Raw genomic sequence first — 22,039 nt, 5'->3', positions numbered from 1 at the left:
GCTGCTAGGCGAGGGCCTCCACGGCCGCGGTGGCGAAACCGTGGTCCTGCTCGGGGGCGCCGCCACCGACACCGATGGCACCGATGAGTCGGCCGTCGCGGTGGACCGGCACGCCGCCGGCGATGAACAGCAGCGGCCGGTCCAGCGCGGTGGGCAGGGTGTGGAAGGGCCCCTCGGGCTTGACCAGGTCGACAAGGTCGGCGGTGGGGGCGTTCAACTGGAGCGCGGTGTACGCCTTGCGCGTGCTGGTCTCGCCGGAGATGAGGACGGCACGGTCGTCGCGGCGGAAGGCCAGGAGGTGCCCGCCCGCGTCGAGGACGGTGACGCTGACGGTGACTCCGGCCGCCTCGGCCGCGAGGCGAGCGGCGGAGACCAGGGTCTCGGCGTCCTGCGTGCTGAGCGGGGTGACTGCGGTGGTGCTCATGAGGTGATGCTCCTTGCGGGGTGGTGCTGTGGGGCGGGGGCGTCGTCGGCCCCGTCGAGCGGGGATTCGGGTCAGTGGTGGGCCGGCTCGGTGCGCGGCTGCTCGGCGGCGCCCGCGACGATCAGGCTCGGAGCGGACGAGCGGCGCTCGAGGGCCGCGGACAGCAGGGCCAGGACGAGAGCGGCTGCGGCGAGCACGGCACCGACCCAGTTCGGGGAGGTGTAGCCGAGGCCCGCGGCGATCACCATGCCGCCGAGCCAGGCGGAGAGTGCGTTGCCGAGGTTGAAGGCGCCGATGTTGACGGCCGAGGCGAGCGTCGGGGCGCCGGACGCCTGGTCGAGGACGCGCTTCTGCAGCGGCGGCACCGTCGCGAAGCCGAACGCACCGATCAGCACGACGGAGATCGCGGACAGCACCTGGTTGTGCGCGGTGACCGTGAACAGGGCGAGCACGAGGGCGAGCGCCCCCAGCGACACATACAGCATGGGCATCAGGGCACGGTCGGCGAACTTTCCGCCGACGAGGTTGCCGGCCACCATGCCGAGGCCGAAGAGGACCATGAGCCAGGTGACGGAGCCGTCCGCGAAGCCGGCGACGTTCGTCATCATCGGCGCGATGTAGGTGATGGCCGCGAAGACACCGCCGAAGCCGAGCACGGTCATCGCCATGGCGAGCACGACCTGCACGTTCTTGAAGGCGGCCAGCTCGTGGCGGAGCCGTACGCCGTCCGGCTTGGGCAGGTCGGGTACGAGCTTGGCGATACCGACGAGGCCGATGACACCGAGCGCGGCGACGACCGTGAACGTGACGCGCCAGCCGACCGACTGGCCGATGTACGTGCCGAGCGGGACGCCGACGACGTTGGCGACGGTCAGGCCCGTGAACATCATGGCGATCGCTCCGGCCTTCTTCTCCGGTGCCACCAGCTCGGCCGCGACGACCGAGCCGATGCCGAAGAACGCGCCGTGGGCGAGCGAGGCGACAACGCGGCCGATCAGCATGACGGCGAAGACGGGCGCGACGGCGGAGAGCAGGTTGCCGACGATGAAGAAACCGAGGAGCAGCATCAGCATCCGCTTGCGCGGGATGCGCTGGCCGAGGGCGGTCATCAGCGGGGCGCCGAACATGACGCCGAGTGCGTAACCGGTGACCAGGTATCCGGCCGTCGGGATGGAGACGCCGAAATCACCCGCGACCTCTGGGAGCAACCCCATGATCACGAATTCCGTGGTCCCGATCCCGAAGGCCCCGATCGCGAGGGCGAGAAGCGCGAGAGGCATTGAAGGGGTCCCTTCCAGACTGTTGCGGGTGCGCTTTACGAGACCTCACAATAATTGCATACGCTGGTTAATTGCAAACGCGGGCAACCTCCACGCATCGACTACCCTGGAGGGGAGCCGCTCCGAGACGGAGGAACCACGTAGCCATGACCGCCACAGATCCCGCACTGACAGCCCTCTCTCAGGGCTGGTGCGCACTCTCCCTGCTGCACGGGAGGATCGAGTCCCACATCGAGCGCGCGCTGCAGGCCGGACACGGGCTGAGCGTGCGCGAGTACTCGCTTCTCGACGTCCTCAGCCGGCAGCACGACGGGGAGGGCGGGCACCTGCAGATGAAGCAGGTGGCCGACGCCGTCGTCCTGAGCCAGAGCGCGACCACACGCCTGGTCACCCGGCTCGAGGAGCGCGGCCTGCTGCTGCGCTATCTGTGCCCGACCGACCGGCGGGGCATCTACACGAACGTCTCCGACGCCGGGTTCGAACTCCTCGAAGCGGCCCGCCCCACGAACTCCGCGGCGCTGCGCGAAGCCCTCGACAGCGCGGCCGAGAACCCGGACCTCGCTCCCCTGGTCAAGGCGGTCGAGGGGCTCCACGCCGTCGCCTGACCGGGCCGAACACCGTCGGCGGGCCCCGCATAGGCTGCGGCCCATGGGAGATCTTGAGATCAGGCCGGCCGCGGCCGAGGACATTCCGGAGCTGGTCGCCATGCTGGCCGACGATCCGCTGGGCGCCCAGCGGGAGTCACCGGAGGACCTCACGCCGTATCTCGCCGCGCACGCACGACTTACGGCCGACCCGAATCAGCATCTCGTCGTCGCCGTGCGCGGGGGCAGCGTCGTCGGCACGCTGCAACTCAGCATCATCCCCGGGCTCTCCCGGAAGGGCTCCACCCGCTCGATCATCGAGGCCGTCCGCATCCACGCGGACGAGCGCGGCAGCGGCCTCGGTACGCAGCTCATCGAGTGGGCCGTCGAAGAATCCCGGCGCCAGGGCTGCCAGTTGGTACAGCTGACGTCCGACGCCACGCGCACCGACGCCCACCGCTTCTACGAGCGACTCGGCTTCGTGGGCTCACATCTGGGCTTCAAGCTTCAGCTGTGACCGCGAGGCCGGTCGGCTGTTTCACGTGAAACAGCCGACCGGCCTCGCGGCGCATCACCGCGGAATGCCCCGCCAGCCCTCCGGGTCCACCCCGCCGGGAACCGGCCCGTCCGCCGGGTACGGCTCCCGCGTGAAGACGAAGGACCCCAGGTCGAGGTGGCTCACCGTCCCGTCGTCCCGCCGGACGGCCCGGAGCAGCTCTCCGGCGTAGTAGCCGTCGAGCCCGGTCCAGGTGCCGTCGCCGTTCGATCGGAACCGGGAGCGTCGTCCGCCCTCGGCCGCCGGCCCCAGCTCCACTCCGCCGTCGGCCGCCAGGCGCAGCACCACGGCCTGCGTACCCCAGTACCAGGGGCCCACCAGCTCCAGATCGGACGCGTTCACCTCGGCGAGCGGACGCCACGGCTCGGGCAGCCGTGGTTCGTCCTCCGCGACGGTCGCCAGCAGCTCGGCGGCCAGCGTCGCCGCGGGTACCCCCGTCGTGCAGTTGGCGAGAGCGACCGCCACGAGGCCCTCCTCCTCGCACAGCCACAGCCCCGCCACGAACCCCGGCAGCGAGCCGCTGTGTCCGGCCAAGGTGAGGCCGCCGCCCCGCACCACCTGTATGCCAAGACCGTACGAGGCCTCCCAGTCGCCCGGCAGCGTCGGCGCTGCGGGGGTCCGCATCTCCCGGACCGAGTCCGCGCTCAGAACCCGGTCGTCCCCGGTCGCGAGGAAGGACGCGAAGACGGCCAAGTCCCTTGTCGTGGACCACAGTTGACCGGCGGGTGCCATCAGGCCCAGATCCTCACTCGGCTCCGGAAGCAGCACGTCCGCGTACGGGTGCACGGCCCAACCCCCGGCGTGCGGTTGCTGTGGTTGCACGCTGGTGCGGCTCAGCCCCAGCGGTTCGAGGATCTCGTCGCGCAGCGCCTTCTCCCAGGACACTCCGCGCACCGCCTCGACCAGAGCGCCCAGGAGCGTATAGCCGGGGTTGGAGTAGTGGTGGCGACGGCCGACGGGGTGTCGGAAGGGCTGTTCGCCCAGGACGTCCGCGAGGGTCGGGCGCAGGCTCGCCGGGCTCCGCTCCCACCATTCCCCCGGCGTCTCGGCCGCCAACCCGCCGGTGTGGGCGAGCAGTTCGGCGATGGTGACGCTGCCGACGCCGGTGTCGGACAGATGCTTCTCCAGCGGATCCGCCAGATCGAGCAGTCCTTCGTCGCGCAGCCGCAGCACCAGCACGGCCGTGAAGGTCTTGGTGATCGAACCGATCCGGTACTGCACGTGCTCGTCCGGACCGTGCCCGTCCACCGAGGTGCGCGAACCGGTCCACACCAGCTCACCGTCCCGCGCGACGGCGGCGACGAGTGAGGGCGCCCGCCCCTCGCTCTGGGCAACAGCGATGCGGTGCAGGAGCGCGCGGCGCGTGGTGGGCAACAGCTCTTCCGGGGATGTCGTCATGCGCCCAGTCCATCCCGGCCGGCGACCGGCGTCGAGCGGTTTTCACCGGAGGCTGATCTTCGCGCGCCCGCCGCCTCCGATCAGGTCTGGGCCATGTCCACGAAGCGCGAGTAGTGGCCCTGGAAGGCGACGGTGATCGTGGCCGTCGGACCGTTACGGTGCTTGCCGACGATGATGTCCGCCTCACCCGCGCGCGGAGACTCCTTCTCGTACGCGTCCTCGCGGTGCAGAAGGATGACCATGTCGGCGTCCTGCTCGATGGAGCCGGACTCACGCAGGTCGGAGACCTGCGGCTTCTTGTCCGTGCGCTGCTCGGGGCCACGGTTCAGCTGGGAGAGCGCGATCACCGGCAGCTCCAGCTCCTTGGCCAGCAGCTTCAGGTTTCGGGACATGTCCGAGACCTCCTGCTGACGGCTCTCGGAGCGCTTCGACCCACCGGCCTGCATCAGCTGCAGATAGTCGATGATCACGAGCTTGATGTCATTGCGCTGCTTGAGCCGACGGCACTTGGCGCGGATCTCCATCATCGACAGGTTCGGGGAGTCGTCGATGTACAGCGGCGCGGCCGAGACCTCGGGCATCCGGCGCGCGAGCCGCGTCCAGTCCTCGTCCGTCATCGTGCCGGAGCGCATGTGGTGCAGGGCCACCCGCGCCTCGGCCGACAGCAGACGCATCGCGATCTCGTTGCGCCCCATTTCCAGGGAGAAGATGACGCTGGGCAGGTTGTTCTTGATCGATGCGGCGCGCGCGAAGTCCAGCGCCAACGTGGACTTACCCATGGCGGGTCGGGCCGCGATGACGATCATCTGGCCCGGGTGCAGACCGTTGGTGAGCGAGTCGAAGTCGGTGAAGCCGGTCGGCACACCGGTCATCTCGCCGCTGCGCGAACCGATCGCCTCGATCTCGTCGAGCGCGCCCTCCATGATGTCGCCGAGCGGGAGGTAGTCCTCACTGGTGCGCTGCTCGGTGACCGCGTAGACCTCTGCCTGCGCCTTGTTGACGATCTCGTCGACGTCGTCGTCGCCCGCGTATCCCATCTGCGTGATCCGCGTGCCCGCCTCGACGAGACGGCGCAGTACGGCGCGCTCGTGGACGATCTCCGCGTAGTACTCGGCGTTCGCCGCCGTCGGGACCGTCTGCACGAGGGTGTGCAGATACGATGCGCCACCGACCTTGTTGATCTCCCCGCGCTTGGTCAGCTCCGCGGCGATGGTGATCGGGTCGGCGGGCTCGCCCTTGGCGTAGACGTCGAGGATCGCCTGAAAGATCGTTTCGTGGGCCGGCTTGTAGAAGTCGGCGCCCTTGATGACCTCCACGACGTCGGCGATCGCGTCCTTCGACAGGAGCATGCCGCCGAGCACGGACTGCTCGGCATCGAGATCCTGCGGCGGAACGCGCTCGAACGTGGCGGGACCCTCGTCCCAACCGCCGTTCTCGCTTCCGCGCTCGTGCTGGTCGCCCTGGCCGCGGCCACCGCCCCGGAACGGCCGGGAAGCGGGGAGGCGATCGCTGGGACCGTCGTCGGCCCAGGGGTCGTCCAAAGGCTCGGAGATACTCACCGGGCCGCCTCCTCCCGTCCGCCGAGCGGACCTCGCCGTACCCCTCATTCCTACGGCACGACACTGACAAATAAGAGGCCCAACTCCGCTTCCGACGCGTCGGATTTGTGAGGTTTCCGAGGTCGCGAGACATGGTGGGCGCCGCACCACGGTAGGCCCGTGGGCACCGTCAGCCAATCTGGTTATCCACAGGCGGTGTGGATGACGGGTCCCTCGCTGTGGAGAACCTGGCAAAACCTGTGCACGACACGGTGGACAGGGCTGTGAACAAGCCCTCAGGCTATTCCATACACAGTCTCTGACCTGCGGTTTTCCCATCCACCGGCTGTGCAGAAGAAAAACTTCCCCAGTCGGCCCAAGATCTCTGCCGACCCCGCCGCGCGACACGCGGAAGACCTCCAAAAGTAAGGGTCAGTCGCGCATTGCATCTCTTACCTGTGGAAGATTAGATTGGTGCCCATGACACAGGCTCCCGCGACACCCAAGGCCGCCCGACGCCGGCACGACCGAGAGATCGTCGCCCTCGCCGTTCCCGCCTTTGGCGCACTCGTCGCCGAGCCGCTTTTCCTCATGGCCGACAGCGCCATCGTCGGCCATCTCGGCACCTCGCAACTCGCCGGACTTGCCGTCGCGTCGGCCCTGCTGCAGACCGCGGTCAGCATCTTCGTCTTCCTCGCCTACGCGACCACCGCGGCGGTGGCCCGCCGCGTCGGCTCCGGCGATCTGAAGTCCGCCATCCAGCAGGGCATGGACGGCATTTGGCTCGCCCTGTTCCTCGGGGCCGTCGTCGTCGCGGTCACCCTGCCCACGGCCCCCGCACTGGTCGAACTCTTCGGCGCCTCCGACACCGCGACGCCCTACGCGATCACGTACCTGCGCATCTCCTCGCTCGGCATTCCCCCGATGCTCATCGTCCTCGCCGCCACCGGCGTGCTGCGCGGACTGCAGAACACCAAGACCCCGCTCTACGTGGCGGTCGCCGGCTTCATCGCCAATGCCGGGCTGAACGCCGCACTCGTCTACGGCGCCGGCCTCGGCATCGCGGGTTCGGCCTGGGGCACGGTCATCGCCCAGGTCGGCATGGCGGTTGTCTATCTCGTCGTCGTGGTCCGCGGCGCCCGCCGCCATGGCGCTTCCCTGCGTCCGGACGCGGCCGGCATCAGGGCCTGTGCCCAAGCGGGCGCGCCGCTTCTCGTCCGTACGATCTCGCTCCGGGCGATCCTGATGATCGCGACGGCCGTCGCGGCGCGGCTCGGCGATGCCGACGTGGCCGCGCACCAGATCATCCTGTCCCTGTGGAGTCTGACCGCCTTCGCCCTCGACGCCATCGCCATCGCCGGCCAGGCGATCATCGGCCGCTACCTCGGCGCGGACGACGCCCCGGGCGCACGTGCCGTCTGCCGTCGGATGGTGGAGTGGGGGATCGCCGCGGGAGTCGTCCTCGGCGTGCTGATCGTCGCCACCAGACCACTGTTCGTCCCGCTGTTCACGAGCGATCAGCTCGTCCAGGACGCCGCACTGCCCGCCCTCATCGTCGTGGCCTTGTCCCAGCCCGTTTGCGGGATCGTCTATGTCCTGGACGGTGTCCTCATGGGCGCGGGCGACGGGCCGTATCTGGCCTGGGCCATGCTCGTCACGCTCGCCGTCTTCACGCCTGTGGCACTGCTGGTCCCCGTCCTCGGCGGCGGCCTCACCGCTGTCTGGGGCGCGATGGCACTGATGATGACGGTGCGCATGGTCACGCTCTGGATCCGCTACCGCTCGGGACGCTGGGCCGTGACGGGCGCGACGCGCTGACGGGAAGCGCCTCGTTTCACGTGAAACGGCCGCCTTCGCGGATGCGCCGTTTCACGTGAAACGAAGCCGGAAAGCGTGTGGGGCCGCACCCCGAAGGGTGCGGCCCCACATGTGCTTCAGCACTGCTCAGAGCAGAGCTCAGGCAGAGACGACCTCGATGTTGACCTTGGCGGCAACCTCGGGGTGCAGACGCACGGAGGCCTCGTGGCCACCGAGCGACTTGATGGGCGAGCCCAGCTCGACACGACGCTTGTCGACCTTCGGGCCACCGGCAGCCTCGATCGCCGAAGCGATGTCGGCCGGGGTGACGGAACCGAAGAGACGGCCGGCGTCGCCGGAGCGGACGGCCAGACGGACCGCGGTGCCCTCGAGCTTGGCCTTGATCTCGTTGGCCTGCTCGATGGTGGCGATCTCGTGGATCTTGCGGGCGCGGCGGATCTGCGCCACGTCCTGCTCGCCACCCTTGGTCCAGCGGATCGCGAACTTCCGCGGGATCAGGTAGTTACGGGCGTACCCGTCCTTGACGTCGACGACCTCGCCGGCGGTGCCGAGGCCAGAGACCTCGTGGGTCAGGATGATCTTCATGTTTCGGTCACCCTTTCCTTATCGCGCGGTGGACGTGTAGGGCAGCAGCGCCATCTCACGGCTGTTCTTCACGGCCGTGGCGACGTCACGCTGGTGCTGCGTGCAGTTGCCGGTCACGCGGCGGGCACGGATCTTGCCGCGGTCGGAAATGAACTTCCGCAGCATGTTCGTGTCCTTGTAGTCCACGTACGTGACCTTGTCCTTGCAGAAAGCGCAGACCTTCTTCTTAGGCTTGCGCACAGGCGGCTTCGCCATGGTGTTTCTCCTGTGTGATCAAGAAGTGTGGGGTGCGAGCCCAGCCCCGAAAGGGAGTGATCCCTAGAAGGGGGGCTCGTCCGAGTAGCCGCCGCCGGAGCCGCCGGAGCTTCCGCCCCAGCCGCCACCGCCGCCGCCCTGCTGGCCGCCACCGGCCGGCGCGCCGGTCGCCCAGGGGTCGTTGGCCGGGGCTCCGCCCTGGCCACCTCCCTGACCGCCCTGCTGGCCGCCGGGGCCGCCGCCCCAGCCGCCACCGCCGCCGCCCTGCTGGCCGCCGCCGAATCCGCCGCCGCCACCCTGGCCGCCACGACCGGGCGTCTTGGTGACCTTGGCGGTGGCGTAGCGCAGCGAGGGGCCGATCTCGTCGACCTCGAGCTCCACGACCGTCCGCTTCTCGCCCTGCTGGGTCTCGTACGAACGCTGCCGCAGACGTCCCTGAGCGACGACGCGCATACCGCGCGTCAGCGACTCGGCGACGTTCTCCGCGGCCTGACGCCAGATCGACGCGCGGAGGAACAGCGCGTCGCCGTCCTTCCACTCATTGGTCTGACGGTCGAACGTCCGGGGCGTCGACGCGATCGTGAAGTTCGCGACGGCCGCGCCGGACGGGGTGAAGCGCAGCTCGGGGTCGTCGGTCAGGTTTCCGACGACGGTGATAACGGTCTCGCCTGCCATGGGGGAACCTCTCGGCGGGTTTGCTGCTGGCTGCTTGCTGCTACTCGAATCCCGAGTACCGCTGAACTAGGAAGTTCAGTGGGTCTCGGGACGGAGGACCTTGGTCCGGAGGACCGACTCGTTCAGGTTCATCTGGCGGTCGAGCTCCTTGACGACCGCAGGCTCGGCCTGCAGGTCGATGACCGAGTAGATGCCCTCGGGCTTCTTCTTGATCTCGTACGAGAGCCGACGACGGCCCCAGGTGTCGACCTTCTCCACCTTGCCGTTGCCCTCACGGACAACGGACATGAAGTTCTCGATCAGGGGGGCGACAGCGCGCTCCTCCAGATCGGGGTCGAGGATGACCATCACCTCGTAGTGACGCATGTGGAACCCACCTCCTTTGGACTCAGCGGCCACGGTCGTTCCGTGGCAGGAGGGTTGTTATGCGTGAGCAACGGTATCGGCCACCACTGACAATCGGGTCCCGCCGAGCGGATCCGCGCTGGTCAGTGAAGTGAGCCCCTGGTCGGGGGCGTGAACAGACACCGGTGCAGACCGTACAGACTACCCGCACCTCTGCTTCCGGTTGAAATCCGGCAGCCCGGGGACGCAATCTGTACACATCGGGTGTGTACGGCGCTACGATGCGCCGCTTCCGCAGGAGGTGCCCCATGGCACAAGTAATGCGTCCCAACAGCACCGCTTCCTCCTCCCTTTTCGCCACGGACGGCAAGCCCCACCCGCTGCCGGACTCCCTGCTCGGGGTGACCGTGGTGCTCGGTGCGATCGCGATCATCACCTCGCTCTGGCCCGGACTCCATCTCCTCAGCTCCTGGGCCGGGCTCGTCGGCATCCTGACCGGGGCCTACGGCCAGTTCGTCTCCGAGACCACCCGGGAGCGGTTCGGGCTGATCCTGGGCCTGGGAGCGTCGGCCATCGGCTTCTTCATCGGCATGGCCCACGGAGGCCTCTTCGGCGGCGTCATCGGCTGAGGCGGGCCGCCGCGAGGGCCCCCGCGGGGCCACCTTCACCACCGACCTCCCATACGGCCGGTCGGGGCGCTCACAGGGCGCAGTAGGCTTCGGCGCGAGAGCCGGAGCCCCTGTACCCATGGGGACACACCAGCCCGAGGAGCGCCCCGAATGAGCCTGACCCTGAGGACCATCAGCCGAGAGCAGCATCTGGCGTACATCCAGAGCCTGCCGTCGGCCAGCCACATGCAGGTCCCCGCCTGGGCAGACGTGAAGGCGGAGTGGAACTCCGAGCACCTGGGCTGGTTCGACGAGCGCAGCGGCGAGATGGTCGGTGCGGGCCTGGTGCTGTACCGCCAGCTCCCCAAGATCAAGCGCTACCTCGCGTACCTCCCCGAGGGCCCGGTCATCAATTGGTACGCCCCGAACCTCGAGGAGTGGCTGCGCCCGATGCTCGCGCATCTGAAGCAGCAGGGCGCCTTCTCCGTGAAGATGGGCCCGCCGGTCATCATCCGCCGCTGGGACGCGCCCTCCATCAAGAAGGGCATCCAGGACGCGGACGTGAAGCGCCTGCGCGACATCGAGGCGGACCACATCGAGCCGCGCGCCTTCGAGGTCGCCGACAAGCTCCGCCGCATGGGCTGGCAGCAGGGCGAGGACGGCGGCGCGGGCTTCGGCGACGTACAGCCGCGCTACGTCTTCCAGGTGCCGCTCGCGAACCGCTCCCTGGAAGAGGTCCACAAGCAGTTCAACCAGCTGTGGCGGCGCAACATCAAGAAGGCCGAGAAGGCCGGCGTCGAGGTCGTCCAGGGCGGCTACCAGGACCTCGCCGAGTGGCAGCGGCTGTACGAGATCACGGCCGTGCGCGACCACTTCCGGCCGCGCCCGCTGTCGTACTTCCAGCGCATGTGGACGGCCCTCAACACCGAGGACCCCAACCGCATGCGGCTCTACTTCGCGCGGCACAACGGCGTGAACCTCGCGGCGGCCACGATGCTCGTCGTCGGCGGGCACGTCTGGTACTCCTACGGTGCCTCCGACAACATCGGCCGCGAGGTGCGCCCGTCCAACGCCATGCAGTGGCGGATGCTGCGCGACGCCTACGCGCTCGGCGCCACCGTCTACGACCTGCGCGGCATCTCCGACTCGCTGGACGAGACCGATCACCTCTTCGGCCTGATCCAGTTCAAGGTCGGCACCGGCGGCCAAGCCGCCGAGTACCTGGGCGAGTGGGACTTCCCGCTCAACAAGCTGCTGCACAAGGCGCTCGACATCTACATGTCGCGGCGCTGAGCGCCCGGCACAATTCACGTAGCTACGTACTCCCCACGGAAAGGTTCCGGGACCGGCCATGGCGCTCACGCTCTACGTCGACACCGCGCGCTGGCGGGCACACCACAAGCAGGTGCTCGAGCAGTTCCCGGGTCTCGTCCCCGTCTGCAAGGGCAACGGTTATGGCTTCGGCCATGAGCGGCTCGCGGAGGAGGCGACCCGCTTCGGCACCGATGTCCTCGCCGTCGGGACCACGTACGAGGCCGCCCGGATCAAGGACTGGTTCAGCGGTGACCTGCTGGTCCTGACGCCGTTCCGGCGCGGCGAGGAGCCCGTTCCGCTGCCCGACCGCGTCATCCGCTCGGTCTCCTCCGTGGACGGGGTGCACGGCCTCGTCGGCGCCCGCGTCGTCATCGAGGTCATGTCCTCGATGAAGCGGCACGGCGTCACCGAGCAGGACCTGCCGCAGCTCGCGCACGCCATACAGGACGTGCGTCTCGAGGGCTTCGCGATCCACCTGCCGCTCGACCGCACCGACGGCACGGACGCCGTCGAGGAGGTCATCGGCTGGATGGACCGGCTGCGCGCGGCCCGCCTGCCGCTGCACACCATGTTCGTCAGCCACCTGAAGGCCGACGAACTGGCGCGCCTGCAGCAGCAGTTCCCGCAGACCCGCTTCCGCGCGCGCATCGGTACGCGGCTGTGGCTGGGCGACCACGAGGCGACCGAGTACCGCGGCGCCGTCCTGGACGTCACGCGCGTGGCGAAGGGCGACCGGTTCGGCTACCGCCAGCAGAAGGCCCCCTCGGACGGCTGGCTGGTCGTCGTGGCGGGCGGTACGTCGCACGGTGTGGGCCTGGAGGCCCCGAAGGCCGTGCACGGCGTCATGCCGCGCGCCAAGGGCGTCGCACGGGCCGGCCTGGCGACGGTGAACAGGAACCTGGCGCCGTTCGTCTGGGCGGGCAAGCAGCGCTGGTTCGCCGAGCCGCCGCACATGCAGGTGTCGATCCTGTTCGTGCCGTCCGACGCTCCCGAGCCGCAGGTCGGCGAGGAGCTGGTGGCCCATCTCCGGCACACGACCACGCAGTTCGACCGGATCGTGGACCGCTGAGCACAGCGCTCCCTAGGACATACGAAGGGCGGGCCGGGCTCCTCATGGAGCCCGGCCCGCCTTTCGTCGCTTCAACGAGCGCGTTCGCTCAGAGTGAACCCTCCGGCGCCCGGCCCCAGTCGACCGCCGTCGGCCCTTCCGTGGCCTGGGCGGCGTGCCGGTGCCGTCGTGGACGAGCCGCCTGCCCGAGCACGAAGACGTCCTTGGCGCCGTCCAGGACACCGCCCGTGGGATCGTCCTCGCCGGAGCGGCGCACGACGTCCCGCTCGGGCAGCCAGATGTCCCGCACGATGACCGCGCAGAGATAGAGCGTGCCCAGCAGGTGCGCCGCGACCACCAGTTGGTATCCGTCCTCGGGCAGCCCCTGGTGCTTGTCCCCGCTCGTCGTGTACGCGAGGTACAGCCAGATCCCCAGGAAGTACGCGACCTCGCAGGCCTGCCAGATCAGGAAGTCCCGCCACTTGGGGCGCGCGAGCGCCGCGAGCGGGATCAGCCACAGGACGTACTGCGGTGAGTAGACCTTGTTGGTGAGGATGAAGGCCGCGACCACCAGGAACGCGAGCTGTGAGAAGCGCGGCCGACGCGGTGCGGTGAGCGTCAGCGCCGCGACGCCCAGGCAGGCGAGGATCATCAGCGTCGTGGCCAGGGTGTTGACGACATTGGTGTCGAGGGGCGTGTCCCGGTGCTGGGAGATGATCAGCCAGAAGGACCCGAAGTCGACTCCGCGCTCCTGGCTGAACGTGTAGAACTTCGACCAGCCCTCGGGCGCCAGCATCATCACCGGCAGATTCACGGCCAGCCAGGAGACGCCGGCGCCAAGGGTCGCCCTGCCGAACTCCCGCCACCTGCCGGCCCGCCAGCACAGCACGAAGAGCGGCCCGAGCAGCAGCACCGGATACAGCTTGGCGGCCGTCGCGAGCCCGAGCAGCACGCCGAACGCGAACGTCCTGCCCCGCGACCACATCAGCATCGCGGCCGCCGTGAGCGCCACCGCGAAGAGGTCCCAGTTGATGGTGGCGGTCAGCGCGAAGGCGGGGGCGAGAGCGACCAGCAGGGCGTCCCAGGGGCGCCTGCGGTGGGTGCGGGTGACGCACACGGCGATCACTGCCGCGCAGATCATCAGTATCCCGGCGTTGACCATCCAGTACACCTGCTCCTGGTGCTGGATGGAGCCGCTGCCGGGCGTCAGCCATGCGGCGACCTCCATGAACACGCCGGTGAGCACCGGGTATTCGAGGTAGTCCATGTCACCGGAGAGCTTGTCGAAGTACGGCACGAGGCCGTCGGCGAAGCCGCGCCCCTGGTAGAGGTGCGGGATGTCCGAGTAGCAGGCGTGTGTGTACTGGGAGCTGGCGCCGTAGAACCAGGCGCCGTCGTAGCAGGGGAACTTCTGGACCATGCCGAGCGCGAACATGCCGAGCATGACGAGTGCGATGACCCGCGCGGGCGTCCACCGGGAGACCCCGAGCAGGGCCCTTCGTCCGATGGGTCCGCCGATCAACTCGGATCCGGCGGCCGCGACCTCGTCCTCTCTGGTCGGCCGTACCTGCTCAGGCTCCGGCTGCTGCGGATTCGTGCTCGTCGTCTCTGCACTGGGCATGCGGCACATCCTGCCGTACGAGGCTGAGAACGGGGCGAGGGCCGCCACACCCGATGGGTGTGACGGCCCTCGACTGCCGTGGAACACACAGCGTTTCACGTGAAACACGGTGCGTTGTGGCCAGGTCGGCTACTTGTCCGGGCCTCCGAAGAGGCCGCCTCCGTTGCCATTGCCTGGGCCTCCGGAGTCGTCGGTACTCCCGTCGGTCGGTGTCGACGACGCACCGCCGTCGGTCGCGCCTCCGGTGTCCGTGCCCCCGGTGTTCCCACCGTTCTCGTTCTTGCAGGCCCAGTCCCAGTTGCTGCACGTCTCCGTGGGCGACGGGGACGGGGACGAGCTCTCGCTGGTCGACGGGGACGGCGAGGCGGTCTCCGACGGGGTCACCGTGGCCGACGGGGTCGGCGTGGGACTCGGGGTCGCGCCCACGAGCTCTCCGATGGGCTCCGGCGTCGGGAACGGCTCGTTCGGCTGCCCCCTCAGTGCCTGCGCCATGTAGTCGTGCCAGATCTCGGACGGGAACGACGCACCGTGGATCTTCTCCTGACCACCGGTGCCGTACATCTCCAGGAACTTGCGGTTCTGGGACTTCTCGTTGTCGTCCATCCGGTACATCGTGATCGCGGTGGACAGCTGCTTGGTGTAGCCCACGAACCAGGCCGACTTGTTGCCGTCGGTGGTACCGGTCTTGCCGGCCACGTCGCGGCCCGGCAGCCGCGCCGCCGTACCCGTGCCCTTGTCGACGACCGTCTTGAGGACGTCGGTCACGTTGTCGGCGACCTTCGCGTCGAAGGCGCGCTCCGGCTTGGCCTCGTGCCGGTAGACGTTCTCGCCCTCACGGTCGACGGACGTCACCGAGTACGGGTCGTTCTGCTGGCCACTGGTCGCGAACGTGCCGTAGGCGCCCGCCATGCGGATCGCGCTCGGGTCGGACGTACCGAGGGAGAACGAGGGGTAGTTGGAGTCGGCGAAGCTGTCGTCCAGGATTCCGGCCGACTTAGCGGACGCCCGCACCTTGTCCAGGCCCACGTCCATGCCGAGCTGCACATAGGCCGAGTTCACGGACTCGCGCATGGCCTCGCGCAGGTCGATCTGGTAGCTGGGCCTGTTGTACGACTGCTTACCGTCGTTGGTCTGGTTCCACTGCTTGCCCTTCTCGTTCGTCCAGATGTCCCCCTTCCAGTCCTTGATCTTGAGCCCGTTCTTGCCGCTGTACAGGCTCTTGGGGGAGGCGATCGTGCGCTGGGTCTCGTCCTGGACCTCGGGCCCTTCCGGGTCCCTGACGCCGTACTTGAAGGCGGCCGCGAGGACGAAGGGCTTGAAGGTCGAACCGACCTGGGCGCCGGTGACGTCGGCGTTGTTGGTGAAGTGCTTCGTGGCGTCCTCACCGCCGTAGATGGCCTCGATCGCGCCGGTCTTGGGGCTGACGGAGGCACCACCGAACTGGACGTGCCGGTCCACGTACTTCCCGTTGACCTTGCGGTTCTTCTCGAGGTTCTCCTTGCGGACCTTCTTCACGGCGTCCTCGAGCTTCTTCACCTTGTTCTTGTTGAACGTGGTGTGGATCTCGTAGCCGCCCTTCTGCAGGTCGTCCTCGGTGATCCTGCCGTTGCTGTTCTTGACGGCGTTCGACTTGGCGAGGTCGACGAGATAGCCGGTCTGACCGCCGAGCTGTGCGTTGGAGCGCGGGCTCTTCAGCTTGGGGAAGCTCTTGAACTGGGCCCGGCGGCTCTGGCTCAGCCGCCCGTCCTTCGTCTCCTCGTCGAGGATCCACGACCAGCGCTTCGTGGCGCGCTGGCGGTTCTTCTCCGGCGTCGCGTTGACCGGGTCGATACCGGGCGAGCCCGCCGGGTCGTAGTACGTCGAGCCCTTCAGCACGGCCGCGAGGAACGCGGTCTGGCTCTCGTTGAGCTTCGTGGCGTCCTTGCCGAAGTAGGCACGGGCCGCGGCCTGGATGCCATAGGCACCGCGCCCGTAGTACGCCGAGTTCAGATAGCCGGCCATGACGTCGTCCTTGTCGACCGTCCGACCAACCTTTATGGAGACGAACAGCTCCTTGAGCTTTCGGGCCACCGTCTGCGACTGGTCGTCCAGCATCGCGTTCTTCACGTACTGCTGGGTGATGGTCGAGCCGCCCTGGGTCTCGCCGCCCTTGGCCATGTTGAACACGGCACGGGCGATACCCATCGGGTCGACGCCCTTGTCCGTCTCGAATGTCTTGTTCTCCGCCGACATGACGGCGTAGCGCATGGACTTCGGGATGTCCTCGTACTTGATGATCTGCCGGTTGGTCTCGCCACCGGTGGCGACCATCTGCGATCCGTCGGACCAGTAGTAGACGTTGTTCTGCGCCGTCGCCGTCTTGGCCGGGTCGGGCACGCCCACCAGCGCGTACGCGATGCCCGCCGCGACCATCATGCTGCCGAACAGACCGACGCACATGCCGGTCACCAGGCGCCAGGACGGCACCCAGCGGCGCCAGCCGTGCTTGTACGCACGCGGGTAGTCGACGAACCTCTTCTTCTCAGGGCCGCCGTGCCCCGCGCCGTACGCACCGCCGGCGGCACCGCCGCCGCCACCGCGGCGACCGCCACCGCCTCCGGCGCCATCGGCCGACCTGCGCCGACCGCCGCGCTGGGCGGCCCTACGGGCTTCCGCTCGGCCTCCCCAGGGGCGGTCCCCTTCCGGGCTCCCGGACGGGCCCGTCGAACTCGGGGGGTCATAGGAAGCGGAGGGTGAGGCGGAACCTCCACGCGGAGCCGCACGGCGGCCCGATGGTACTCCGGATGCTCCGCGACGGGCCGCGGCGCGCCCACCGCCCTGCGGCTGCGGCGGTTTGCGACGGTGCTCGCTCATCGAACGACTACTCCTCGGGCAGGCGCGAGGTCGCGCGCCTGGAAACGGCGTCGGGTTTCCGGTCCCCCCGGAGTACGGATGCGCCCCTCTCGGCACTCACCCGCACTACACCGGGGACGACGACGCTCACAGGCGTCACTTGGTTCCCGGTGGTCTGCATGGCGGACAGACTACGCACCGTCAAAACCCTCCTAGGGCCGAACTTCACCCCAAATCAGGCAACTCGATTCCTACGAATCGGTGATGTGACGCCGTTCACCGTGATCGCACTTGCCGCAGCCGAAGAGCAGTTCTATCGTCGTGATGTATCGAGTCGATACATCAGCTCGACATAAAGAGTCGATGCAAGGGACCGCGGGAGAGAGGGGGCGGACGATGAGCCGACGCTCAGGCATCCTCGAGTTCGCCGTTCTCGGGCTGCTCCGCGAGTCCCCGATGCACGGCTACGAGCTGCGCAAGCGACTCAACACTTCACTCGGAATCTTCCGAGCCTTCAGCTACGGGACGCTGTACCCCTGCCTCAAGACGCTGGTCGCCAACGGCTGGTTGATCGAGGAAACAGGCTCAGGGCCCGACGACACCCCCGCGGCTCCACTCGCAGGGCGTCGCGCCAAGATCGTCTATCGATTGACGGCGGAAGGTAAGGAGCACTTCGAGGACCTGCTCTCGCAGACCGGCCCCGATGCATACGAGGACGAGCACTTCGCCGCGCGCTTCGCCTTCTTCGGGCAGACGTCGCGGGACGTGCGCATGCGCGTCCTCGAGGGCCGTCGCAGCCGTCTGGAGGAGCGCCTCGAGAAGATGCGCATCTCCTTCGCCCGCACCCGCGAGCGCCTGGACGACTACACGCTCGAGCTGCAGCGGCACGGCATGGAGTCCGTGGAGCGCGAAGTGCGCTGGCTGAACGAGCTCATCGAGAGCGAGCGCGCGGGCCGCGACCAACGAGGCTCCGGCCCGGGGGACGCGGCTCAGCAGGACACATCTGGAGAGACGGGCGGCCTGCCCCGGCACCGGGACAGTACCCGGCCGGATCCGTCCGACGACACCGCCACGTGAAGTCCGGTCAGGACTTCACCGAGTACACACAGGGAGCAACCGGAATGGGTTCGGTTCGCGTAGCCATCGTCGGCGTGGGCAACTGCGCCGCCTCGCTGGTGCAGGGCGTCGAGTTCTACAAGGACGCCGACCCGGAGACCAAGGTCCCGGGCCTGATGCACGTACAGTTCGGCGACTACCACGTCGGTGACGTCGAGTTCGTCGCCGCGTTCGACGTCGACGCGAAGAAGGTCGGCCTGGACCTCGCGGACGCCATCGGCGCCTCCGAGAACAACACCATCAAGATCGCCGATGTGCCGAACAAGGGCGTCGAGGTCCAGCGCGGCCACACGCTCGACGGCCTGGGCCGCTACTACCGCGAGACGATCGAGGAGTCCCCCGAGGCCCCCGTCGACGTCGTCCAGATCCTCAAGGACAAGCAGGTCGACGTCCTCGTCTGCTACCTGCCCGTCGGCTCCGACGACGCGGCGAAGTTCTACGCCCAGTGCGCCATCGACGCCAAGGTCGCGTTCGTCAACGCCCTCCCGGTCTTCATCGCCGGCACCAAGGAGTGGGCGGACAAGTTCACCGAGGCCGGTGTCCCGATCGTCGGCGACGACATCAAGTCGCAGGTCGGCGCGACCATCACGCACCGCGTGATGGCGAAGCTCTTCGAAGACCGCGGTGTCCGCCTCGAGCGCACGATGCAGCTCAACGTCGGCGGCAACATGGACTTCAAGAACATGCTGGAGCGCGACCGCCTCGAGTCGAAGAAGATCTCGAAGACGCAGGCCGTCACCTCGCAGATCCGCGACCGCGAGCTGGGCGAGAACAACGTCCACATCGGTCCCTCCGACTACGTCGCGTGGCTCGACGACCGCAAGTGGGCGTACGTCCGCCTCGAGGGCCGTGCCTTCGGTGAGGTCCCGCTGAACCTGGAGTACAAGCTCGAGGTCTGGGACTCCCCGAACTCCGCGGGTGTCATCATCGACGCCCTGCGCGCCGCGAAGATCGCCAAGGACCGCGGCATCGGCGGCCCGATCCTCTCCGCGTCCTCGTACTTCATGAAGTCCCCGCCGGTGCAGTACTTCGACGACGAGGCCTACGAGAACGTCGAGAAGTTCATCAAGGGCGAGGTCGAGCGCTGACCTTGTCCTGAAGGGCGGCCCGGGTGTTTCACGTGAAACACCCACCCTCTGAAGGCTGTTGAGGCCCCCGGCTCGCACACATTGTGCGAGCCGGGGGCCTGCCTCATATGTGAGGCTGTGCCCCATGGCTGTCGTCCGCGACCTGCGCGTACTCCTGCGCCTGCAAGATTTCCGGCGTCTGCTGACGTTGCGGTTGCTCTCCCAGGGAGCGGACGGCGTGTACCAGGTGGCCCTCGCCACCTACGTGGTGTTCTCGCCGGAGAAGCAGACAACGCCCGCCGCTATCGCATCGGCCATGGCCGTACTGCTCCTCCCGTACTCCCTTGTGGGCCCGTTCGCAGGCGTCCTCCTCGACCGCTGGCGGCGCCGGCAGGTCTTCCTCTACGGGAACCTGCTGCGGGTGCTGCTCGCCTCCGTGACGGCCGCCCTCATGCTGAGCCGCGCCCCGGACTGGCTCTTCTACGCGTCCGCGCTGTGCGTCACCGCGGTCAACCGCTTTGTGCTGGCCGGGCTCTCGGCCGCACTGCCCCGCGTCGTGGACTCCGAGCGCCTCGTCATGGCCAACTCCCTCTCACCGACCGCGGGGACCCTCGCGGCGACCCTGGGTGGAGGGCTCGCCTTTGGCGTACGGCTGATCGCCGACGACTCGGACGCCGCGGTCGTGCTCATCGGGGCCTTGCTGTACCTGTGCGCCGCGCTCGCTTCCCTCCGCATGGACGCCCAGCTCCTCGGCCCCGACCCGGAGTTGATCCAGCCGCGCCTGGGGGCCGCGGTGACCGGCACCGCCCGGGACCTCGCCGCCGGCGTCCGGCACCTTGCCTCCCGCCCGCCCGCCGCACGCGCGCTCGCCGCGATGACAGTGATGCGGTTCTGCTACGGCGGCCTGCTCGTCATGGTGCTCATGCTCTGCCGATACGCCTGGTCGTCCACCGAGTCCGAGGGCCTGGCCCTGCTCGGCCTCGCCATGGGCGTCTCGGGGGCCGGCTTCTTCGTCGCGGCGGCCATCACCCCGGCAGCCGTGGGACGGTTCGGAGCGGCCGGGTGGATCGTCCTCTGCGCCGGTGCCGCATCCGTACTGGAACTCGCCCTGGGGCTCACCTTCGACCCCGCGCCGATCGTGGTGGCCGCGTTCGTCCTCGGCCTGACCACACAGGGCGCGAAGATCGCCACCGACACGGTCGTGCAGTCCTCCATCGAGGACGGCTTCCGCGGCCGAACCTTCTCCGTCTACGACGTGCTGGTCAACGTCTCCTTCGTCGGCGCGGCCGGAGTCGCGGCGCTGATGCTTCCGCCGGACGGCCGCTCGGTGCCCCTCGTGGTCCTGGTGTCGGCGCTCTACGGAGCGACCGCTCTGACGTTGAGCAGGCGACGGCGTTTCACGTGAAACAGCACACCGCAGATACGCGTCGGGCTCTGTTTCACGTGAAACAGAGCCCGACGCGTATCCGTACATCTCAGTCCTGAGAGCGGTCTGCCCACCACTCCTTGAGCGCCGACACTGCCGCGTCGTACTCCAACGGCCCGTTCTCAAGGCGCAGCTCCAGCAGGAACTTGTACGCCTGCCCGATCACCGGCCCCGGGCTGACGCCGAGGATCTCCATGATCTGGTTGCCGTCGAGATCCGGCCGAATCGAGTCCAGCTCCTCCTGCTCCTGAAGCCGCTCGATGCGCTCCTCCAGGCCGTCGTACGCGCGCGACAGCGCATTCGCCTTTCGCTTGTTGCGCGTCGTGCAGTCGGAACGGGTCAGCTTGTGCAGCCGGCCGAGGAGCGGTCCCGCGTCCCGTACATAACGACGTACGGCGGAATCCGTCCACTCTCCGGTGCCGTAGCCGTGGAAGCGCAGGTGCAGCTCTACGAGGCGCGAGACGTCCTTCACCAGGTCATTGGAGTACTTGAGCGCGGTCATGCGCTTCTTCGTCATCTTGGCGCCGACCACCTCGTGGTGGTGGAAGGAGACGCGGCCGTCCTTCTCGAAGCGGCGCGTGCGCGGCTTCCCGATGTCGTGGAGCAGCGCGGCGAGGCGCAGCGTCAGATCCGGGCCTTCAGTCTCCAACGCCATGGCCTGCTCGAGCACGATCAGCGTGTGGTCGTAGACGTCCTTGTGCCTGTGGTGCTCGTCACGTTCGAGGCGCAGAGCCGGCAGCTCGGGCAGTACGGAATCGGCCAGACCGGTCTCGACGAGCAGCGTCAGGCCCTTGCGCGGGTGCGCGGAGAGGATCAGCTTGTTGAGCTCGTCACGTACTCGCTCCGCGGAGACGATCTCGATGCGGCTCGCCATGGCCTTCATGGCGGCGACGACCTCAGGAGCGACCTCGAAGTCGAGCTGAGCGGCGAAGCGGGCGGCCCGCATCATCCGCAGCGGGTCGTCGGAGAAGGAGTCCTCCGGGGTACCGGGTGTGCGCAGCATCCGCTCGGACAGGTCGCTGATGCCGCCGTACGGATCGATGAACTCCTTCTCGGGGAGCGCCACGGCCATCGCGTTGACGGTGAAGTCCCGGCGGACCAGGTCCTCCTCGATGGAGTCGCCGTACGACACCTCGGGCTTGCGCGACGTGCGGTCGTACGCCTCCGAGCGGTACGTCGTGATCTCGACCTGGAAGCGATGATCAGCGTCTCCGACGCGGGCGTCCTTCTGGCAGCCAACGGTGCCGAACGCGATCCCGACCTCCCACACCGCATCGGCCCACGGGCGGACGATCTTCAGCACGTCCTCGGGACGGGCGTCAGTGGTGAAGTCCAGGTCGTTGCCGAGCCGGCCGAGCAGTGCGTCCCGCACCGACCCGCCGATCAGGGCGAGGGAGAACCCGGCCTCCTGGAACCGGCGGGCGAGATCGTCTGCGACAGGCGATACCCGCAGCAGCTCGCTGACCGCGCGGTGCTGTACCTGGCTCAGGGCGCTGGGGTTGTCTTCATTGGCGTTCGGCACAACAGGACAGGGTACGTGGCCCGGGCG

20 protein-coding genes are annotated in these 22,039 nt (G+C 68.5%); 9 read left to right on the top strand and 11 right to left on the bottom strand.

What is annotated here, in order from left to right; genetic code table 11:
• Window positions 1-4: 4 nt before the first annotated feature.
• Both ACZ7L4_RS31475 and ACZ7L4_RS31470 read right to left on the bottom strand, forming a co-directional pair.
• A complete protein-coding gene (locus tag ACZ7L4_RS31475; RefSeq protein WP_472107916.1) occupies window positions 5-424 on the bottom strand; it encodes a GlcG/HbpS family heme-binding protein in 420 nt (139 codons plus the stop codon).
• 71 nt (window positions 425-495) lie between these two features.
• Window positions 496-1,704, bottom strand: coding sequence for an MFS transporter (locus ACZ7L4_RS31470; RefSeq protein ID WP_472107914.1), 1,209 nt, complete (start codon window positions 1,702-1,704; stop codon window positions 496-498).
• 146 nt (window positions 1,705-1,850) lie between these two features.
• Between ACZ7L4_RS31470 and ACZ7L4_RS31465 the strand changes: the two genes are divergently transcribed.
• Window positions 1,851-2,309, top strand: a complete 459-nt coding sequence (locus ACZ7L4_RS31465) for a MarR family winged helix-turn-helix transcriptional regulator (RefSeq protein WP_450811440.1) — start codon at window positions 1,851-1,853, stop codon at window positions 2,307-2,309.
• A gap of 43 nt (window positions 2,310-2,352) precedes the next feature.
• Window positions 2,353-2,805: a GNAT family N-acetyltransferase gene (locus ACZ7L4_RS31460; RefSeq protein WP_472107912.1), complete on the top strand. Its 453-nt coding sequence runs from the start codon at window positions 2,353-2,355 to the stop codon at window positions 2,803-2,805.
• 54 nt (window positions 2,806-2,859) lie between these two features.
• Here ACZ7L4_RS31460 and ACZ7L4_RS31455 read toward each other — a convergent pair whose 3' ends face one another.
• Together ACZ7L4_RS31455 and dnaB are read right to left on the bottom strand one after the other, a co-directional pair.
• The gene (locus ACZ7L4_RS31455) at window positions 2,860-4,242 is read right to left on the bottom strand and encodes a serine hydrolase domain-containing protein (protein ID WP_472107910.1); all 1,383 of its coding nucleotides are present in this window, start codon (window positions 4,240-4,242) and stop codon (window positions 2,860-2,862) included.
• Window positions 4,243-4,322: 80 nt separating this feature from the next.
• The gene (gene dnaB, locus ACZ7L4_RS31450; RefSeq protein WP_472107908.1) at window positions 4,323-5,801 is read right to left on the bottom strand and encodes a replicative DNA helicase; all 1,479 of its coding nucleotides are present in this window, start codon (window positions 5,799-5,801) and stop codon (window positions 4,323-4,325) included.
• 459 nt (window positions 5,802-6,260) lie between these two features.
• Here dnaB and ACZ7L4_RS31445 point away from each other — a divergent pair, with 459 nt between their 5' ends.
• The gene (locus tag ACZ7L4_RS31445) at window positions 6,261-7,598 is read left to right on the top strand and encodes an MATE family efflux transporter (protein WP_472107906.1); all 1,338 of its coding nucleotides are present in this window, start codon (window positions 6,261-6,263) and stop codon (window positions 7,596-7,598) included.
• 138 nt (window positions 7,599-7,736) lie between these two features.
• Here ACZ7L4_RS31445 and rplI read toward each other — a convergent pair whose 3' ends face one another.
• The 4 genes from rplI to rpsF all read right to left on the bottom strand — a co-directional run bounded on the left by rplI (window position 7,737) and on the right by rpsF (window position 9,479).
• On the bottom strand, window positions 7,737-8,183 hold the full coding sequence (gene rplI, locus ACZ7L4_RS31440; protein ID WP_385758999.1) for a 50S ribosomal protein L9: 447 nt from the start codon (window positions 8,181-8,183) through the stop codon (window positions 7,737-7,739).
• Between the two features lie 18 nt (window positions 8,184-8,201).
• Entirely contained in the window at window positions 8,202-8,438 is a 237-nt protein-coding gene (rpsR, locus tag ACZ7L4_RS31435; protein WP_003949403.1) for a 30S ribosomal protein S18, read from the bottom strand.
• A 63-nt stretch (window positions 8,439-8,501) separates the two neighbouring features.
• Entirely contained in the window at window positions 8,502-9,113 is a 612-nt protein-coding gene (locus ACZ7L4_RS31430; RefSeq protein ID WP_266712018.1) for a single-stranded DNA-binding protein, read from the bottom strand.
• Window positions 9,114-9,188: 75 nt separating this feature from the next.
• Complete coding sequence (gene rpsF, locus ACZ7L4_RS31425; protein ID WP_164559357.1) at window positions 9,189-9,479, bottom strand: 30S ribosomal protein S6; 291 nt, start codon at window positions 9,477-9,479, stop codon at window positions 9,189-9,191.
• Window positions 9,480-9,766: 287 nt separating this feature from the next.
• Here rpsF and ACZ7L4_RS31420 point away from each other — a divergent pair, with 287 nt between their 5' ends.
• The 3 genes from ACZ7L4_RS31420 to ACZ7L4_RS31410 all read left to right on the top strand — a co-directional run bounded on the left by ACZ7L4_RS31420 (window position 9,767) and on the right by ACZ7L4_RS31410 (window position 12,449).
• Entirely contained in the window at window positions 9,767-10,087 is a 321-nt protein-coding gene (locus ACZ7L4_RS31420; protein WP_450811437.1) for a hypothetical protein, read from the top strand.
• A 150-nt stretch (window positions 10,088-10,237) separates the two neighbouring features.
• A complete protein-coding gene (gene femX, locus ACZ7L4_RS31415; RefSeq protein ID WP_450811436.1) occupies window positions 10,238-11,359 on the top strand; it encodes a peptidoglycan bridge formation glycyltransferase FemX in 1,122 nt (373 codons plus the stop codon).
• Between the two features lie 58 nt (window positions 11,360-11,417).
• Window positions 11,418-12,449, top strand: a complete 1,032-nt coding sequence (locus ACZ7L4_RS31410; protein ID WP_385759010.1) for an alanine racemase — start codon at window positions 11,418-11,420, stop codon at window positions 12,447-12,449.
• Between the two features lie 88 nt (window positions 12,450-12,537).
• Here ACZ7L4_RS31410 and ACZ7L4_RS31405 read toward each other — a convergent pair whose 3' ends face one another.
• Together ACZ7L4_RS31405 and ACZ7L4_RS31400 are read right to left on the bottom strand one after the other, a co-directional pair.
• Complete coding sequence (locus tag ACZ7L4_RS31405) at window positions 12,538-14,049, bottom strand: glycosyltransferase family 87 protein (RefSeq protein WP_472107903.1); 1,512 nt, start codon at window positions 14,047-14,049, stop codon at window positions 12,538-12,540.
• 129 nt (window positions 14,050-14,178) lie between these two features.
• Window positions 14,179-16,902, bottom strand: coding sequence for a transglycosylase domain-containing protein (locus ACZ7L4_RS31400; protein WP_472107902.1), 2,724 nt, complete (start codon window positions 16,900-16,902; stop codon window positions 14,179-14,181).
• A gap of 375 nt (window positions 16,903-17,277) precedes the next feature.
• On the opposite strand from ACZ7L4_RS31400, the gene ACZ7L4_RS31395 reads away from it, so the two are divergent.
• The 3 genes from ACZ7L4_RS31395 to ACZ7L4_RS31385 all read left to right on the top strand — a co-directional run bounded on the left by ACZ7L4_RS31395 (window position 17,278) and on the right by ACZ7L4_RS31385 (window position 20,469).
• Entirely contained in the window at window positions 17,278-17,958 is a 681-nt protein-coding gene (locus ACZ7L4_RS31395; protein WP_472107900.1) for a PadR family transcriptional regulator, read from the top strand.
• Between the two features lie 44 nt (window positions 17,959-18,002).
• Window positions 18,003-19,085, top strand: a complete 1,083-nt coding sequence (locus ACZ7L4_RS31390) for an inositol-3-phosphate synthase (RefSeq protein WP_472107898.1) — start codon at window positions 18,003-18,005, stop codon at window positions 19,083-19,085.
• A gap of 124 nt (window positions 19,086-19,209) precedes the next feature.
• Window positions 19,210-20,469, top strand: a complete 1,260-nt coding sequence (locus ACZ7L4_RS31385; protein WP_472107896.1) for an MFS transporter — start codon at window positions 19,210-19,212, stop codon at window positions 20,467-20,469.
• Between the two features lie 70 nt (window positions 20,470-20,539).
• Here the strand turns inward: ACZ7L4_RS31385 and ACZ7L4_RS31380 are convergent, their stop codons facing one another.
• A complete protein-coding gene (locus ACZ7L4_RS31380; RefSeq protein WP_472107894.1) occupies window positions 20,540-22,012 on the bottom strand; it encodes a CCA tRNA nucleotidyltransferase in 1,473 nt (490 codons plus the stop codon).
• Between the last annotated feature and the right edge of the window lie 27 nt (window positions 22,013-22,039).

The organism is Streptomyces sp. NPDC107575, assembly GCF_055657265.1.
This window is presented reverse-complemented; position numbering and strand designations above follow the sequence as displayed.